Source organism: Photobacterium sp. DNB22_13_2 (genome assembly GCF_052873915.1).
Genome location: NZ_JBNNXU010000054.1, coordinates 1 through 828, shown reverse-complemented (window position 1 = coordinate 828; position 828 = coordinate 1). Strand labels below are relative to the sequence as shown.

Here is an 828-nt window from a genome sequence, read left to right as displayed (position 1 = left end):
TTGCCACAGGGTACACAGCTGCTGCTCCTGCGCATTGCGCGGGGCGACATACTGCGCCGCATTGACCCATTCCGGCTCGGGCAGGGCACGGCGGTCCAGCTTACCGCTGCTGTTGACCGGTAGGGACGGCAGCACGGTCAGGGTGGCCGGTACCATGTACTCGGGCAACCGTGCCGCCAGCTCGGTACGCCACGCTCCCGCGGTAGCCCAATCCGCACTCTCCTCCCCTTCCGGCAAGGTCACGTAGGCGGCCAGGTAAGACTGACCATTGCGCTGCCGGTCGATAACCGCGGCCAGCTTGATCTGGGGCAAGCCCAGCAGCGCATGCTCGACCTCGCCCAGCTCGATCCGGTAGCCGCGGATCTTAACCTGCCCATCACGACGCCCGAGGTAAGTCAGGCTGCCGTCTGCCCTGCGCCTGACCCTATCACCGGTTCGATACAGCCGCACTACCGAACTCCCTTTGTCGGGAAGCGGAAGGCGCTGCTCAACAAAGCGCTCAGCCGTCAGCTCTGGTTGGTTGAAATACCCCCGGGCCAGCCCGGCCCCGCTGATATACAGCTCCCCCGGAGCCCCGAAAGGCACTGCCCGTCCTTGACCATCCAGCACATAGCATTGCTCGTCCGCCAACGGATAGCCAATATCCGTCGACGGCTGACCCGTCATCTGTGCAGCCGTACTCCAGATACAGGTTTCGGTCGGGCCATAAACCTGCCACACATCACCAAACAACACCTGCAATTCGCGATATAGCGCCTGCGGCCCACTCTCTCCTCCGGCAAGCACTTGGATATGGCGGGTATCGACCGTCACCGCCTGCTCATTCAA

1 protein-coding gene is annotated in these 828 nt (G+C 63.2%); it reads right to left on the bottom strand.

What is annotated here, in order from left to right; all coding sequences use genetic code 11:
- Positions 1-828: AMP-binding protein (locus ACVA58_RS27760; RefSeq protein ID WP_446513479.1), on the bottom strand; the 828-nt coding region annotated here is incomplete at both ends.